This is a genomic window from Janthinobacterium psychrotolerans (assembly GCF_001677885.1).
Classification (GTDB): domain Bacteria; phylum Pseudomonadota; class Gammaproteobacteria; order Burkholderiales; family Burkholderiaceae_D; genus Janthinobacterium; species Janthinobacterium psychrotolerans.
The window spans coordinates 225282-241336 of the sequence record NZ_LOCQ01000062.1 but is presented as its reverse complement, the minus strand read 5'-3'; the positions used below and the strand labels follow the sequence as shown (position 1 = coordinate 241336).

The window sequence follows — 16055 nt, the reverse complement described above, 5'->3', positions numbered from 1 at the left end:
CGGCTCCTTACTTCCACTTGCCGCGCAAATCCTGCACCTTTTGTTGCAGCAATTCGGGCGTGGCGTCCTCGGGCGCCACCGGCAGGCCGACCGCCAGCGACAGGCGCGAGCGCAGGCCGGCCTTGAAGGCGCGTTCGAACAGATGTCCATTGCGGTGGCTGAGCAGATGGCCCCACAGGCCGCGCAGCGCCAGCGGGATCACCGGCACCTTGCTGCGCGCGACGATCTTGGCGATGCCGCCCTTGAACTCGCTGATCTGGCCCGTGCGCGTGAGCTTGCCTTCCGGGAAGATGCACACCAGGTCGCCTTCGTGCAGGGCCTGGGCGATATCGACAAAGGCGCGCTCCATCAGGAAAGGATCGTCCTTGGCCGAGGCGATCGGGATCGCCTTGGCGGTGCGGAACAACCAGCCCATCAGCGGCATCTTGAAGATCTTGTGGTCCATCACGAAGCGGATCGGGCGCGGGCTGGCGGCGACGATGACGATGGCGTCCACATAGCTCACATGATTGCACACCAGCACGGCCGCGCCCTCGGCGGGAATCCGCTCGCCATCGACCACCTTCACGCGGTGCACGGTCTGGATCAGGATCCAGGCCAGGAAGCGCATCAGGAATTCCGGCACCAGCGAGAAGATATAGGCGGCCACCAGCGCGTTCAGGATGGCGGTGATCAGGAACAGCTGCGGTATGGTAAAGCCTTGTCCCAGCAGCACGATGGCCAGGCCAGCCGCCGCCACCATGAACAGGGCATTGAGGATATTCATGCCGGCAATCGTGCGCGAAATATGTTTCGGGTCGCAGCGCGTCTGGATCAGCGCGAACAGCGGCACGATGAAAAAGCCGCCGAACACGCCGATCATGACGATGTCGATCAGGATGCGCGGCACGCCAGCCTGGCTGACGAACGCCAGCGCATCGACGATCTGCGTGTTCGCATAGGCATTGCTGGCAAAGTACAGGTCGATGCCGAACAGCGACAGGCCGATCGAGCCGAACGGCACCAGGCCGATCTCGATCTTGTGGCCGGACAGGCGTTCGCACAGCAGCGAACCGGTGCCGATGCCGACCGAAAACACCGTCAGCAGCAGCACGAACACGCTGTGGTCGCCATGCAGGAAATCCTTGGAATACACGGGGAACTGCGCCAGGATCAGCGCGCCATAGAACCAGAACCAGGAGTTGCCCAGCATGGCCAGGAAGACGGGCCGGTTCTTGCGCGAAAAATTGAGGTTGCGGAACGATTCGGCGACGAAATTGAGACTGACCTTCAGATCCGGCTCGGGCGCCGGCGTGCGCGGCACGCGGTAGCTGGCGATCAAACCAAAAATGGACACCGCGATGGTCGCACCGGCCACCAGTTCCACGCCGAACGGCTTGTGCACGATCAGCACGGCGCCGAGGATTTCACCGAGCAGGATGCCGACAAAGGTGCCCATTTCGATCAGGCCGTTGCCACCGACCAGTTCCTCGGGTTTCAGCTGCTGCGGCAAATAGGCATATTTGACGGGGCCAAACAGCGTGGAGTGAATGCCCATGCCGACCACGGCCGCCACCAGCAGCCACAGGGTATGCGTCATCCAGCCGGCGGCGGCGATCGCCATGATGACCAGCTCCATCCATTTCACGAAGCGCGCCAGCCCGGCCTTTTCAAACTTGTCGGCCAGCTGGCCGGCGGTGGCCGAGAACACCACATAGGGCAGGATGAACAGCCCGGGTATCAGGTTGGTGATGGTCGATGCATCGAGCGTGGTCCAGCTCAGGGCATCGTAGGCCAGGATCACCATCAAGGCGGTCTTGAACAGATTGTCGTTGAAGGCGCCGAAGAACTGGGTCCAGAAAAACGGCCCGAAGCGGCGCTGCGACAACAAGGAAAACTGGCTGCTCTGACTCATGGCGGAGAAATGGGAAGTGAACGAATTGCTAAAATACAGCACTATCCTGCGCACGACAATCTGAATGTCTTGGTCTTGCTTGTAATCAATACGGGCAGCCGACCTAGATTACATGCTGGCACCTTCTTCAAATAGAATTTCCGCATGGCTACAAGAAAACCGCATATCTTGATAATAAGGTAAGGTGCGCATACATCGGGTGCCGCTCGCACCCTGTCCTGACAGGAAAGCCGACCTATGTTTGTATTGATACCGCTGGTATTGCTGGGTTTGTTGATTACCGCCTTTGTCGTCGCGCTGAAAAGCCGCCGCAAAGTGGCGGAGCTCGAAGCCGCCACTGCGCGCTTGCGCCGCGAAGTCGACAGTATCCAGGAGCGCCTGACAGTGCTCGATCTCGGGCCGGCCAGAGCGCGCAAGCAGGCCGACGCCACGGTGGAAGCCAGGACCGAAGCCCGGGTGGAACCGGCGCCGCCAGCCGAGGCCGCGCCACCGATGCCGATCTCCGTGCCCGCGCCGGCGCCGGCGCCCGAGTTTGTACCACCGCCGATTACCATTTCGCTCGACAAGCCAGCGCCGCGGCCCGCTCCCGAGCCTGCGCCAATGCCAACACCAGCTCCTGCGCCGCCGGCCAGGCCCGTGCCGCCAGCGCCAGAGCTGCCGAATACCCCGTCCTGGGTGGCCCCTGAAAACAGCCTGTTTGCCAAGGCAAAAACCTGGCTATTCACGGGCAACCTGGTGGCCAAGCTCGGTTTGCTGATCCTGTTCCTGGGCGTGAGCTTCCTGCTCAAATATGTGTCGGCGCAAGTGACCTTGCCGATCGAGCTGCGCCTGGCCGGCATCGCGCTGGCGGATGTTGCCCTGCTGGCCTGGGCCTGGCGCATCCGCGTGGCGCGCCCCGGCATCAGCCTGCCGCTGCAGGGCACGGCGCTGGCGATCCTGATGCTGGTGACCTTTGGCGCCTTCCGCCTGTACGAACTGATGCCGGCCGGCCTCGCCTTTGTGCTGCTGTTCGTGCTGACGGCCTTTACCTGCCTGCTGGCGGTGCTGCAGAACGCCGTCTGGCTGGCCGTGTTCGGCATTATCGGCGGCTTTGCCGTGCCGATCCTGGTATCGACCGGCGGCGGCAGCCATATCGGCCTGTTCAGCTATTACGCGCTGCTCAACGCCGGCGTGTTCGCGATCGCCCTGAAACGCGCCTGGCGCGTATTGAACGTGCTCGGCTTCGGCTTTACCTTTGTCGTCGCCACCGCCTGGGGCCTGCTGCGCTATGTGCCCGAAAACTATCTGTCGAGCCAGCTGTTTTTGATCCTGTTCGTGCTGTTCTATGTCGGCATCGCGATCGCCTATTGTGCGCGGCAGGCGCCGCGCCTGAAACATTACGTCGACGGCACGCTGGTGTTCGGCACGCCGCTGGCCGCCATGGGCCTGCAGTACGGCCTGGTCAAGGACCTGCATTTCGGCCTGGCGTTTTCGGCGCTGGCCGCCGGCCTGTTCTACACCGGCCTGGCGCTGGCGCTGTGGCGCCGCCACAGCGGCCACTTCAAGTTGCTGGCCGAGGCCTTCCTGGCGCTGGGCATCGTGTTCGGCACTTTGGCGATTCCGTTCGCGCTCGATGGGCGCTGGACCTCGGCCGCCTGGGCGCTGGAAGGCGCCGGCATCGTCTGGGTCGGCCTGCGCCAGCGCCAGCCACTGGCCTGGGCTTTCGGTTTGCTGGTGCAGGCCGGCGCCTGGCTGTCCTTCCTGGGCATTCTGGCCGACATGAATACCGAGCTGGCGCTGCAATCGAATCTGTGGCTGGGCTTTTTGCTGCTGGCCGCCGCCGCGCTGCTGATGGCGGTCAACTTCCGCCGCCAGCAAGGCGTGGTGCACGCCAGGCTCGCGCCCGAGCTGATGCACGGCCTGTCGGTGGTGTTTTTGAGCGGCGCCACCGCCTGGCTGCTCGGCGGCCTGTGGACAGAAATCCTGCTGCGCACCGACGCCATCACGCAACTGAACCTGCTGACCGTCAGCGCCCTGGCCGTCGCTGGCGGCCTGTTCTGGCTGGCGCAACGGCTGCAATGGACAACCCCGCGCTTGCTGCTGCTGGCGGTGCAACTGCTGGCCGGCGTGGTGCTGTTGCTGCGCATGGGCCTGGAATGGGATGAGCACTCCGGTAACCTGTTCGAAGGCACCTTCCTGAGCGCACTGCTGCTGGGCGCCGCGGCGCTGGCGAGCAGCTGGTTCACGCAGCGCCAGGCCCGCCTGGAAGCCGATGCGAAACTGTCGCTGGCCGCCTTGCCACTGCTGCAGTGGAGCGGCCTGCTGTGGTTTGTCGGCATCCTGTTCCCGCTCGCCAGCTGGCTGCTGCGCCTGGTCGACGGCGTTCACAGCGCGCATCCGCACGCGGGCGAGCACTGGCTGGCGCTGTACCTGATCGCGGTCAGCGTCACCACCCCGCTGTTCGCGCTGCTGGCGCGCCGCCTGGCCTGGCCGCAATTGCGCTGGTTCACGCCGGCCGCCTGGATCGGCCTGGGGCTGTGGAGCCTCAACATGCTGATGGCCTTGTATCTGCGTGAATATATGCCGACCGGCCTGTCCTGGCTGGCGCTGGCCTGCGCCCTGGTGTCCGGCGAATTCATGCTGCGTACCTGGTCGCGCGCCGGCTGGCGCATCGAGCTGCGCATGCTGCGCTTGCTGCACACGGTGCGCACTGCCGCGCCCTGGCTGATGCTGTGGCCGGTAGGCGCGATCCACCTGGACGCCTGGCTGGCCGGCCAGGGCGATGCCGTCAGCCCGGCCTGGTCGCGCTATTTGCCGGCCTGGGCCATGATGCTGGCGCTGGCACTGCTGATCCGCCGCTGCCGTGCCGGCGGCTGGCCGGTGGCGCCGGTCGCCGGCTGGTACCAGCGCTATCTGATACCGCTGGGGGCGGCGTGGTCGCTGCTGCTGATCGCCGCCTGGAATTTCATCGACAACGGCGCGATGGCGCCCCTGCCTTATTTGCCGTTGCTCAATGCGCTCGATATCAGCAGCGGCCTGGCGATCCTGCTGGGCATCGCTGCCTGGCGCCTGCTGCGGGCCGGTCAACCGCCGTGGCTGGACCAATTCCGGGCGCGCGTGCCGGTGGCGGCCGCCTGTTTTGTCTATGGCTGGTTCAACCTGATGCTGCTGCGCACGGTGTCGAACTATATGGGCGTGCCGTACGAATTCGATGACATGATGGCCTCGCAATTCGTGCAGGCCATGCTGTCGCTGGTGTGGAGCATCACCGCCCTGCTGCTGATGCGCCATGCGGCGCAGCACCAGCGGCGCCAGCAATGGAGCCTGGGCGCGGTGCTGCTGGTGCTGGTCGTGGCCAAACTGTTCCTGGTCGACCTGTCGAACGTGGGCGGCATCGCCCGCATCGTGTCGTTTGTCGGCGTGGGCCTGCTGATGCTGCTGATCGGCTACCTGGCGCCATTCCCCAAGGCCGAGACCACGCTTGAGCCAAAACCGGAGGGTGCATGAAACTGAACTTGCTGTTATGCGCGGCGCTGGCCTGCGGCACGGCGCTGGCGCACGCCACGCCGGACCAGCCGTCCGACTACGGCTGGAGCATGTCGCTGACCGTGCCGGCCGGCGCCGGCGTGGCCCGCTTGCCACTGCCGAAAGAGGTCTACCTGCACGCGCGCACCGGCAACCTGGCCGACGTGCGCCTGCTCGACCGCGACGGCCAGCGCCTGCCGTTCGCCATCAGCACGCCTCCGGCGCAAGCGAACACGCAGCGCAGCAGCATCGCCGCGCGCATCTTCCCGGTGACGGGCAGCGCGGCGGGCGGCGGCGGCTTGCAAAATGTGGAAATCCGCACCGGCAACGACGGCCGGCTGTTGTCGGTCAGTGCCAGCGCCGGTGGAGGAACTGCAACTGCAGGCAAGACCCTGCAGGCGCTGATCCTCGATATCGGTCCGCAAACGCCGGGCAGCCGCATCGGCGCGCTGCGCTTTACGCCGCCCGCCAACGCCGGCGATTACAGCGCCCAGGTGTTGCTGGAGGTAAGTGACGACCTGAAGCAATGGGATGGGGCCGGCACCACCACATTGAACTGGCTCAGCAACAGCGACACGCAAACGCTGGCCAACGACAGCATCGTCTTTGCGCCACGCGCCTTCCGCTATGCGCGCCTGAGCTGGCAGGACGGCCAGCCGCTGGTGTTTGCCGCCATCGCGGCGCAGGCCGTCAGCCAAACCGAGGCGGCGCCGCCGCGCGCGTCCATCGTGCTGCAGGGCGTGGCCGGCAAGCAAGCCAACGAATGGCGTTACGCCACGCCGATCGCGATTCCCGCCGACAGCATCGCACTGCAATTTGCGCAAGCGAATGTGGTGCTGCCGGTGACCCTCGGTGTCTATCGCCAGAACAATTACGTGCCGCAGCGCCGCTTGCATCTGCAGCGCCAGACGCGCCCCGCGCAAGGCGAATATTTTGACCCACTGCTGAGCACCAGTTTTTACCGCATCAGCGACGCCGGCAAGGAACGCGTATCGGGCGAACTGGCCATGCCGGTGGTGCAGACCACGCAATGGATATTGCGTCCGCAGACCGAAGGCACGGCGCTGCCGGCCAGCGCCCCCTCCTTGCGCCTGGGCTGGACGCCGGAAACGCTGGTGTTCCTGGCAGGCGGCAAGCCCCCCTATCGCCTGGTGTTCGGCAAGGCCGATGCCCAGCCGGTGGCACAGCCGCTATCGCAAGTGGCGCCCGGCTACCGCGATGGCGAATTGCAGGCGCTGCCGATCGCCACCGTGGGCGCGCTGACGGCGCGTGCCGGCGCCGCTGATGTCGCGCCAGCCAGGCAGGAGAAAGGCCCGCCATGGCGCTTGGCCGCGCTATGGGCCGCGCTGCTGCTGGGCGTGGGCGTGCTGGGCTTTTTTGCCTGGCGCCTGCTGTCGCAGATGAAGCAAGAGCAACCGCCGCACTAAACCCTACTGGCGCAGCAGCGCCTTGAAGGTCTGCGGCATCCACGGCCGCGCCGCCAGCATGAAGCTGATCGCCAGCCTTTCCTCGTTGGGCAGGCGCGCATCTTCCTGGTGCAGGCGCGAAAACTCCACCGCCACCTGCTTGAGCCGTTCCAGCAGGGCCGCGGTGGATTTTTTCGACAGCATCACGTTCACCAGGCGCAGCAGCTCGTTGTCGCCATCGAACTGCGAGTTCAGGTAGTCGCCGTAGGCTTCCTGCTTGAAATAGGTATGGATGGGGCCGTTCGGTATCCAGGCGAAGGTGCGCGCCACCAGCAGCTTGACCCGGTTGTTCGGCAGCAGTTCGAGGAAACCGATCTTGTCCAGGCGCAGCAGGCAACTGACCGCCTGCGCTTCGCTGATGTCGTAGATGGCGATGATCTGTTCCAGCGGCAGCAAGTTCAACGCCGAGACGGCGACGATGAACAACTTCGTGTCGTCGATGATTTCCTTTTCCTGCGCATACGTCAGTCCCGTGATCAGGGCCGGCGCCGCTTGCGCCGCCTGCACGGCCAGCGCCAGCTGCTGGAAATCGCTGTCGATGGCCACCAGGATCTGCTCCATCCGTTGCAAGGTAAATTGTTTGAGCGAAAACATGCGCTTGACGCTGGCCTCGGACACACCTATCCTGCGCGCCAGTTCGGCATAGGTCACGCTGCGCGCCTTGAGCAGGCGCTTGAGGGCTTCGATCAGGGCGTGGGTTTGCTGCATGGCCGTCCTTCGCTTGATAAAGAGCAACATAGTATCAAAAAGTGATACCCGCAGTATGGCCGCCCACTACGAGTAGCATTTACATTGACCAGACTCGCCGCATCGACAATGATGGTCATGCCAATTCGGCCACCCTGAAGGAGAAACACCATGAAGCTGAGCACCCGTTTGTTGCCCCTGTACCTGGCCCTGAGCCTGTCCGTCGCCTTGCCGGCCATGGCGCAGGCAGCCGCCTCCGAAAACCTGTCGCGCGGTTCGCAAAACCTGAGCCAGGGTTCGGCCGTGGTGGTGGCCGGCTCGATGTCGATGCTGGTCGCCTCGGGCCAGGTGATGATCGCCAGCCTGGAAGCGGTCGGCGAAGGCGTCGTCATCGTCCTGAAAGGCGCATCCGAAGCCGGCAGCGCCTCGGTGCAACTGAGCGGCCAGGCGGCGCAAGGCCTGTCGCTGGCGGTCGGCACGGTGGTGAGCGTGGTGGCGGTGTCCACCGGCCACGTGCTGGTGGCGTCGGGCAAGGCGATCGCCTTTATCCCGAACGAACTGGGCAAGTCGCTGCTGTATCACTCGAAGGTATAAGCCATGAAACAGCTGACCGCCCTGGTATTGAGCCTGCTGCTGGCCGGCGCCGCCCATGCGGGGCGCCCGTGCGAAGAAAAACCGGCCGAAGCCAACGATGTGGTGAAATCGATGGCGCTGGCGCAAAAGACCCTGCAGGCGCTCGACGCCTCCGGCGCCCAGGTGGCACTGCTGGCGCGCGCCGGGCAGGACTTGTCCAAATACCAGCTGCGCTATTCGCACATGGCGCTGGCCTGGCGCGACCATCCGAACGGCCGCTGGCTGGTGGTGCATGAACTCAATGAATGTGGCACGGCGCAGTCGTCGCTGTACAACGAAGGCCTGGGCAATTTTTTCATGAGCGATGTGTTCATGTACGAGGGACTGATCATGATCCCGTCGCCGGAACTGCAGCAGCAGCTGGCGCGCCTGCTGGCCTCGAACACGCCGAAGCGGCTGCACGAGGCGCACTACAATATGCTGGCCTATCCGTTTTCGACCAAATACCAGAATTCCAACCAGTGGGTGCTCGAAACGCTGGCCGCGGCCAGCAATGCGCCGGGCAAGATCGAGACGCGGGCCGAAGCGCAAACCTGGCTGCAAAGCGCCAGCTACGTGCCGCAGACGCTGAGCATCCCCGCCGCCACGCGCCTGGGCGGGCGCATGTTCCGCGCCAATATCGCCTTTGACGACCACCCGTTCGAGCGCCGCATGACGCGCCAGATCGACGTCGTCAGCGTCGACTCCATCGTGCGCTTCGTGCGCCAGCGCGAGCCGCAGTCGCAGGAAATCGTGGTGCGCGGCGACTGATCGCCACGCACCAAACGCTTAAAACACCCAGAGCTTATCGGCCGGCATGTGCAGCCAGTATTTGCCCGCTTCCAGCTTGTGGCGCGAATAGGCGCGCAGGCTGAGGTTATCGGCGCCGCCGCCACGCTCGAACAGGCACTCCCAGCGGTCGCCCAGGTACATGCAGGTCAACAGCGGCAGCTCGATCGCGTTCTCCACCTGGGTGGCGCTGACCTTCACTTCTTCCACGCGTATCATGGTGGTCACTTCCGCAGCCGTATTGACGCCGCGCGCCACGCCCTGCAGCGGCGCGCCGTCGATCTGCAGGCTGACCCGGTTGCCGTCGCGCCGCACGACCTTGCCCGGCAGGCGGTTATTGCTGCCCATGAATTCGGCCGTAAACAGGGTGTCCGGCGTTTCATACATGCTCTGCGGCGTGCCCTGCTGCTCGATCTTGCCGTTATTGAGCAGCAGGATGCGGTCCGAAATGGCCATCGCCTCGCCCTGGTCGTGGGTTACCATCAGCGCCGACAGGCCCAGGCGCACGATCAGTTCGCGCAAAAACGCACGCGCTTCCTCGCGCAGCTTGGCGTCCAGGTTCGACAGCGGTTCGTCGAGCAGGATCACGGGCGGGTTGTACACCAGCGCCCTGGCGATCGCCACGCGCTGCTGCTGGCCACCGGACAACTGATGCGGATAGCGCTCGCCCAGGTGGCCCAGGCCCAGTTGCGTCAGCACCTCCTTGACGCGTTCGGCGATATCGGAAGTGCCCATCTTGCGCAGTTTCAGGCCGTAGGCGACGTTGTCGAACACGGTCTTGTGCGGCCACAGCGCATATGACTGGAACACCAGGCCCAGGTTGCGCTGTTCGGCCGGCATCTCGAAGTGTTTCGCGCCGTCGAACACATTGCGCGCACCGATTTCGATGGTGCCCGCTTTCGGGCTTTCCAGCCCGGCGACGGCGCGCAGCAAGGTGGTCTTGCCGCTGCCCGAAGGCCCCAGCAAGGCGACCACTTCGCCTTTTTTCAGGTGCATCGAGACACCTTTCAGTATCTGGTTGGCGGAGGCGCCGGTGCCGTAGTCCAGGTACAGCTCATTGACGGTCAGTTCATTCATGATAGGGTCTCAGTCTGTTTTAGTTGTGTAGCTTTAGTTATGTAACTTGACGCCAAAGCGCAGCGCGATGCCCAGGCCGATGGCCACCAGCGTGATGTTGATGAACGACAGCGCCGCCACCAGGTCGGTCGAGCCGCCCGCCCACAGCGACACCAGCATCGCGCCGATCACTTCGGTGCCCGGCGAGAGCAGGTACACGCCGGTCGAGTATTCGCGTTCGAAAATCAAAAACACCATCAGCCAGGCGCCCAGCAGGCCGTATTTGATCAAAGGCAGCGTGACGTCACGCGTCACCTGGCCGCGGTTGGCGCCAACGGCGCGCGCCGCTTCTTCCAGCTCCGGCCCCACCTGCAGCAGCGCGGTCGAAATCAGGCGCATGCCGTAGGCCATCCACACCACCGAATAGGCCAGCCACAGGGCGAAGATGGTCGAGCGCACCTCGCGCAGCACCGGGATCACATGGCCGCTCAGCCACAGGGCCACGCCGTTGTCCATGCCCTTCAAGACGCCGTCGAGCCAGGCCGGCACGAACAGGAACACCCACAGGAACGACAGGCCGGCCAAGAGGCCTGGCACGGCGCGCGGCACCAGCACGCTGTAGTCGAGCAGGCGAGTAATGCCGTCCTGCTTGCGGTGCATGGCCAGCGCGATGAAGCTGTAGCAGCCGACGGCCAGCGCGCCGCCGACCACGCCGATCAGGATGGTGTTGACGATGCCGCGCACCAGCGAAGGCTGGTCGAAAATGTCGCGGAAATGCTGCAGGGTCAATACATCGGCCAGGTGCACGCCCTCGCCCCAGTACTGCACGAAGGAACGCAGCACGATGCCGGTCAATGGCATGATGATGGTGAAGATCAGCCAGCCGGCCAGCAATGCGAACGCCAGCCACTTCCAGCGGCCCAGCGGCATGACCTTGCTGCGCGCGCCCTTGCCCTTGATCGACACGTATTTGTTGGCCGATTTGAGCAGCCAGCGCTGTATCATCACCAGCGGCAAGGTCACCATCACCAGGCAGACGGCGACGGCGGCCATCAGGTGGTACGACGGCGTGCCGAGCTTGTTGGTCAGCTTGTACAGATAGGTCGGCAGCACCAGGTGGCCTTCCGGGTCGCCCAGCACCAGCACCAGGCCGAACACCTCGAAGCCGAGGAAGAACACCAGCACCCCGGCATAAGCCAGCGCCGGCATGATCATCGGCAGCGACACATTCATCATCACCTGCACCGGCGAGGCGCCGGCCACGCGGGCCGCTTCTTCCACATCCGAACCCAGGCTTTTCAGCGCCGACGAGGCGTACAGATACACGTGCGGCACGTGCGTGAGGCCAGCGATAATGACGATGCTGGTGAAGGAATAGATATTCCAGGGCACGAAGCCGAGCAGTTCCTTGGCCCAGGTCGAGTAGAAGCCCACCGGGCCCATCGACACCACATAGCCAAAGCCCATCACCATCGGCGAGACAAAAATCGGCACCAGCAGCATCGGCGCGACCCAGCTGCGGCCCGGCAGGTCGGTGCGCACCATCAAAAAGGCCAGCATGCCGCCCAGCGGCACGGCGATCAGGGTCAGGCCGCAGGCGAGCATCAGACCGTTCTTGAAGGCCATCGAAAAATCGGGATCATCGAGGATGAAACGGTAGGAATCGAAGCCGAATTCGCGCACCGGCATGAAGAACGGCGCCGACAAAAAGCTTTGATAGAAAATCAGGAACAGCGGCAGGAAAATGGCGACCATGGTGATCGCCACGACCACGCCGCGCGACCAGTTCAGGCGCGACAAGGGAGAGCGCGACCGTGCAGGCAGCGGCAAGATAGCAGTTTGCATGATGAATCCAATGAATGAGGGTGCGGCATCCCTGCGCGGGAGAACCCGCGCAGGGCCAGGACGGCATTATTTTTTGCCGGCTGTTTCTTTCCATTGTTTGAGGAAGGCCATGCGCTTGGCCGGTCCCAGGAACTGCAGGATGATCGGGTGCACCGGCACCGGCTTGACGTTGGCCGCGCCGATTTCCTTGATCAGGTCGGCCGAAGTGGTCTCGCCGGTGACGTCGGCGCGGATCGCGTACAGCTTGGCGCCGTTCGAGATGATGGTCTGGCCGCGGTGCGACAGGATGTAATCGAGCCACAGCTTGCTGGCGTTGACATTTTTCGCGTTCTTGTTGATGAACTGCACGCGCGACAGGATCAACGTGTAATCCTTGGGCAGCACCACGCCGATCGACGGGTCGGTCTTGGCGCGCACCAGGGCGTAGGAGCCCAGCACGTTATAGCCGATCAGGTTTTCGCCCGACGAGATGCGCTCCATCATGGTGCCGGTCGACGACTGCACGCGCACCTTGGCGGTGCCGAAGGCGTTTTGCAACGCGAGAAACTGCGGGTATTCCTTGGCGTCCTGCGACATGAACATGAAGCCCACGCCCGATTTTTCGATATCGTAGGTGGTGACCTTGTCCTTGAATTTCGGCATGGCGATCAGTTTCACGAAGTCGTCGTGGTTCTTCGGCACTTCCTTGGGATCGAGCAGCCGCTTGTTGTAGACGATGGCGGCCGGCTCGAACGTGGTGCCGTAGGCCTGGTCGTCCCACATGGCCCAGCCGGGGATCTTGGCCGCTTCGACCGACTTGTATTTCAGTGCGTAGCCGTCCGAGGCCAGGCGCATCTGCAAGTCCATCGCCGACGACCACATCACGTCGGCCGTGTTGCCGCCGGCGGCCACTTCGGAAATGAAGCGGTTATACACTTCGGTCGAATTCATGTCGTTGTATTCGACCGAAATGCCAGGGTACAGGGCGCTGAAATCCTTGATCAGCGGCGCGGCGGCCTTGCTGTCGGTGGCGCTGTAGATCACCACCTTGCCTTCTTTCTTGGCCGCGTCGATGATCTTCTGGTAGTCGGCCGGATAGCCCGCCGGCACCTGGGCGAATGCGGCGCCGGTGCTGCCGGCGAAAGCGGCGGCCACGGCGATGGCGAGGATGGTCTTGGTTTGCATGGTTGTCTCCGTCTGTGATTGTTGTGGGTGCTGCTATGGGTGTCAGCGCATCAGGCCCAGTTCGGCGGCCTGCCTGGAATACCGTTCGACTGCCTGGTTCACGTACTGTGTCAATTTGTCGCCCGTCAGCGCGAACGGATACATGCCCGCCTGCGTGCGCCAGTGGGCAAACTCCGGCGTGGCCATGGCACGGTCAAACGTGGCCACCCAGCGCCGGTAATCGGGCTCCGGCACTTGCGGCCCCATCCACAGGCCGCGGATGATGGGCCACACCACGTCGATGCCCTGCTCGCGCGCCGTCGGCACGCTGGCCAGCACGCCGGACAGGCGTTTTTCGGACAGCACCGCCAGCACGCGCGCATGGTTCTGGCCGGCGTTCAGGGTCGCTTCGGACGTATCGCCCGACATCACCTGCACATAGTCGGCCTGCATCGCGGTGAAGATCTCGCCACCGCCCTCCAGCGCCACGAAACGCAGCACTTTCGGATCGATGCCGGCCTGGCGCGCCACCAGCGCCATCTTCAGCCAGTCCTGGCTGCCGATGGTGCCGGACACGCCGATCAGCACCTTGTCGGGATGGCGCTTGAGCGCGGCGATCAGGTCGCCCAGGGTTTTATAAGGTGAATCGTTGCGCACGGCGATCATGCCGTAGTCGGCGCCCAGCGCCGCCACCCAGCGCACGTCGCCAGGCTTGGCGTTGCCGAACTTGCCTTGCGCCAGGTTCAGCAGCGAGCCGCCCGAAAACACCACCAGGGTGTTGGCTTCGGCGCGGCGCCGCTGCGAGCCCATCGAGCGCCAGGCCACCGCGCCGATGCCGCCCGGCAGGTAGCTGATGCGCACCGAGGAGGCGAACGGCGCCGCCGTGCCGGCGGCCGGATCGGGCTGCAGCAGGCCATGTTTGGCCAGCTTGCAAGTCAGATCCATGGCGCCGCCGGGCTTGGACGGCACCACGCAGTCGACTTCAGGCGCGGCTGCCCCTGCCGGCGCGGGCAGCGCCAGCAGCGAAAACAACAGCGACAGCAGCGGCAGGAAGGCGGTGCGCAGCATGGCCCTGCCTTAGAAGCGGTGCTGGATGCCGGCGATCAGGCCGCGCTGCGTGTCGCCGAAACCGGCGTCGTCGCGCGACAGGCTGACCAGTTGACCATGCTTGGCCTTGGCGTAGGCGCCGGCCAGATACAGGTCGGTGCGCTTGGACAGGGCATAGCGCAGGCGCGCCACGTACATGACCGGATCGGCGTCGACATTGGCGGCGACGTTTTTCACGTTCTGGTAGTACACCACGCCGGTCAGGGTGATCGCTGGCGTGGTCTTGTAGCTGACGCCGCCCCAGTACATGGTGCCGCGCACGTCGGCGCGGTTGGCGGCGGCCGGATCGAGCTTGTAGTCGCGCGCGGCAACTTGCAGCTTCCACGGACCCTCGTCATACATGGCGCCCAGGTGCACCACCGTGTTCTTGTCGCGCGCGCCGCCGGCGATCGTGTTGCCGTTGATGCGCTCGTAGGTGGCCAGCACGCTGACCGGGCCGGTCTTGTAGTTGAGGGCGGTCGACAGCTTGGCGCTGTCCGAGCTGCTGCTGCTCTGTTCGCCGAAGCCGTAGGAAGCGCCGTAGCTGAAGCCGCCGGTCTTGCCCGAATACTTGACCAGGTTGTCGAAGGCGGTGGTCATGCCGTATTTGCTGGGGCCTGTGGCGTTGGCCGAGGTGGCCCAGGAATAGAACGGCGCGTAGGCCATCGGATCGTAGGGCAGCACGAAGTCGTACACGGTGGTAAACGAGCGGCCCAGCACCACGCGGCCGAAGGCGCCTTCCAGCCCCACGTTGGCCTGGCGCTTGAACAGCGCGCCGTCGGCCGCGCCAGTATCGACCAGGATGCCGCCTTCGAGGTTGAACACGGCTTTCAGGCCGCCGCCGAGGTCTTCGCTGCCGAGGATGCCCCAGCGCGAGGTATTCATGCCGCCCGAGCTCAGTTGCGTGACCGAGCTTTTCGATGCACTGGCATTGGTGGTGGTGCTGAAGCCGGCGTCGAGACGGCCGTACAAGGTGACGTTGGACTGCGCCTGGGCGGCGCCGGCGGTAACAAACAAGGCCAAAGCGGCCAGGGGCAATGCGGTGTTCTTCACAGGAGTCTCCCGATAGTTATATTTTTTGGTGATATGCCTGATTCGTTTTCTGAATCAGGATCACACTATATGGCCGCCATCCTTTCAATTGGCTTTCAGCATCACCGCTGTCGCCGGCCAGCCACAAGCGGCCCAAAAATGTCGCGCCTGGCTTACACTGCAGCCATAACAACGAATGGCGGAGACCATGCGCATATTATTAGTGGAAGACCATCTGGAGCTGTCGCACTGGCTGGCGAAAGCCTTGCGCGACGCGCACCTGACGGTGGAGACAGCCCATAACGGCGCCGACGCCGACGCCCTGCTGCACACCCAGGATTATTCGCTGGTGCTGCTCGACCTGTCGCTGCCGAAAATGGACGGCCTGGACGTGCTGCGCCGGCTGCGCGCGCGCGGCGGCACGCGCGCCAAGACGCCCGTCATGATACTGACGGCGCGCGGCGGCATCGATGAAAAAGTCCAGGGCCTGAACCTGGGCGCCGACGACTACCTGGCCAAGCCGTTCGAACTGGCCGAACTCGAAGCGCGCGTGAAAGCGCTGCTGCGCCGCAGCCAGGGCAACGAAGCGCTGGTGCACAACTGCGGCGCGCTCAGTTTCGACACCATCACGCGCATGTTCAGCTATGGCGGCAAGGCGATGGCCCTGACGCCGCGCGAACACGCCGTGCTCGAGGCGCTGATCACGCGCCTGGGCCGCGCCGTATCGAAGGAAAAACTGTTCGACGAGGTGTTCGCGCTGGCCGACGACGTCAACCTCGACGCCATCGAACTGCTGATACACCGCGTGCGCAAAAAACTCGAACAGGGCGACCTCGCCGACCCGGCCGCCATCACCACCCTGCGCGGCATCGGCTACCTGCTGCAGCCACGCAGCGCCATGCCGGCCGCCGCCGCCAAGTGAAGCCCGGCACCGAACGCCG

The 16055-nt window shown here is 64.4% G+C and carries 12 protein-coding genes; 5 read left to right on the top strand and 7 right to left on the bottom strand.

The features are described 5' to 3' along the window. Positions 1–7: 7 nt before the first annotated feature. Positions 8–1894, bottom strand: coding sequence for an MFS transporter (locus ASR47_RS25075; protein WP_065310728.1), 1887 nt, complete (start codon positions 1892–1894; stop codon positions 8–10). A 237-nt stretch (positions 1895–2131) separates the two neighbouring features. Here ASR47_RS25075 and ASR47_RS25070 point away from each other — a divergent pair, with 237 nt between their 5' ends. Both ASR47_RS25070 and ASR47_RS25065 read left to right on the top strand, forming a co-directional pair. Continuing rightward, positions 2132–5380 (top strand): DUF2339 domain-containing protein, encoded by a 3249-nt coding sequence (locus ASR47_RS25070; RefSeq protein WP_065310514.1) that lies wholly within the window; start codon positions 2132–2134, stop codon positions 5378–5380. Further along, positions 5377–6825 (top strand): DUF3999 family protein, encoded by a 1449-nt coding sequence (locus tag ASR47_RS25065; RefSeq protein WP_065310513.1) that lies wholly within the window; start codon positions 5377–5379, stop codon positions 6823–6825. Before ASR47_RS25070 ends, ASR47_RS25065 begins: the two co-directional genes overlap by 4 nt. 3 nt (positions 6826–6828) lie before the next feature. On the opposite strand, the gene ASR47_RS25060 is transcribed toward ASR47_RS25065, so the two are convergent. Then, positions 6829–7572, bottom strand: coding sequence for a helix-turn-helix domain-containing protein (locus tag ASR47_RS25060; RefSeq protein ID WP_065310512.1), 744 nt, complete (start codon positions 7570–7572; stop codon positions 6829–6831). Between the two features lie 150 nt (positions 7573–7722). On the opposite strand from ASR47_RS25060, the gene ASR47_RS25055 reads away from it, so the two are divergent. Both ASR47_RS25055 and ASR47_RS25050 read left to right on the top strand, forming a co-directional pair. Then, a complete protein-coding gene (locus tag ASR47_RS25055; protein ID WP_065310511.1) occupies positions 7723–8145 on the top strand; it encodes a hypothetical protein in 423 nt (140 codons plus the stop codon). Between the two features lie 3 nt (positions 8146–8148). After that, a complete protein-coding gene (locus ASR47_RS25050) occupies positions 8149–8934 on the top strand; it encodes a DUF2145 domain-containing protein (protein WP_065310510.1) in 786 nt (261 codons plus the stop codon). Between the two features lie 18 nt (positions 8935–8952). Here ASR47_RS25050 and ASR47_RS25045 read toward each other — a convergent pair whose 3' ends face one another. The 5 genes from ASR47_RS25045 to ASR47_RS25025 all read right to left on the bottom strand — a co-directional run bounded on the left by ASR47_RS25045 (position 8953) and on the right by ASR47_RS25025 (position 15135). Beyond that, positions 8953–10029, bottom strand: a complete 1077-nt coding sequence (locus tag ASR47_RS25045) for an ABC transporter ATP-binding protein (RefSeq protein WP_065310509.1) — start codon at positions 10027–10029, stop codon at positions 8953–8955. Positions 10030–10062: 33 nt separating this feature from the next. Beyond that, positions 10063–11853 (bottom strand): ABC transporter permease, encoded by a 1791-nt coding sequence (locus ASR47_RS25040; RefSeq protein ID WP_065310508.1) that lies wholly within the window; start codon positions 11851–11853, stop codon positions 10063–10065. Positions 11854–11919: 66 nt separating this feature from the next. Next, entirely contained in the window at positions 11920–13017 is a 1098-nt protein-coding gene (locus ASR47_RS25035; protein ID WP_065310507.1) for an ABC transporter substrate-binding protein, read from the bottom strand. A 42-nt stretch (positions 13018–13059) separates the two neighbouring features. After that, positions 13060–14064 (bottom strand): tripartite tricarboxylate transporter substrate binding protein, encoded by a 1005-nt coding sequence (locus tag ASR47_RS25030; protein ID WP_065310506.1) that lies wholly within the window; start codon positions 14062–14064, stop codon positions 13060–13062. A gap of 9 nt (positions 14065–14073) precedes the next feature. Continuing rightward, positions 14074–15135, bottom strand: coding sequence for a porin (locus ASR47_RS25025; protein ID WP_065310505.1), 1062 nt, complete (start codon positions 15133–15135; stop codon positions 14074–14076). A 187-nt stretch (positions 15136–15322) separates the two neighbouring features. Here ASR47_RS25025 and ASR47_RS25020 point away from each other — a divergent pair, with 187 nt between their 5' ends. Then, a complete protein-coding gene (locus ASR47_RS25020) occupies positions 15323–16036 on the top strand; it encodes a response regulator (protein ID WP_065310727.1) in 714 nt (237 codons plus the stop codon). Positions 16037–16055: the final 19 nt, after the last annotated feature.